The organism is Bradyrhizobium sp. RD5-C2, assembly GCF_019972155.1.
GTDB lineage: Bacteria > Pseudomonadota > Alphaproteobacteria > Rhizobiales > Xanthobacteraceae > Bradyrhizobium.
The window spans coordinates 1-630 of the sequence record NZ_BOVL01000072.1; the positions used below are offsets into that span (position 1 = coordinate 1).

1 protein-coding gene is annotated in these 630 nt (G+C 58.9%); it reads left to right on the forward strand.

The features are described from left to right. Nucleotides 1-159: 159 nt before the first annotated feature. Nucleotides 160-630: ATP-dependent DNA ligase (locus BraRD5C2_RS39280; protein WP_463671640.1), on the forward strand; the 471-nt coding region annotated here is incomplete at its 3' end.

Here is a 630-nt window from a genome sequence, read left to right on the forward strand (position 1 = left end):
TTGGTCAATCGGGCGCTGGTTCCTGAGTTCGAGTCGATCAGGACGGACGATGTCCCGTAGGACTGGGGCAGGTCCGCGGTCGTTGTCGACTCCGAAAGTACACTGGCTAAACTGCTCGTCATTGGCCCCCTCCAGCGGCGGGCGCTTTGTGAGTTGCGTATGAAGCGTATCGAGATGCCGGGATTCATTAAACCCCAGCTAGCGACCCTACGGAGCAAAGCTCCCTCGGGGCTGCAGTGGATTCACGAAGTCAAATACGACGGCTACCGCGTACAGCTCCATCTCGACCGCGGTAAAGCCAAGGCCTTTACCCGTAATGGCCTGAACTGGATAAAGCGGTTCTCCGTCATTGCTGGCGCCTTCGACATCTCCGGGCAGGCGATCATCGATGGGGAGGTCGTCGTCGTCCATGAAGGCCGTACCAACTTCTCCGAGCTGCAGGCAGAACTCGCCAGAGGCGAACAGGACCGCTTGCTTTATTACGCCTTCGACCTCCTATGGCTCGATGGGCAAGACTTAAGGAAAACGCCGCAGCTTGAGCGCAAGGCCATGCTGCAGGGCCTGTTCGATACCTACCAGCTCGAACCTCCGGTCCTATTCAGCGAGCATGTCACCGGGGACGGGCAGCAG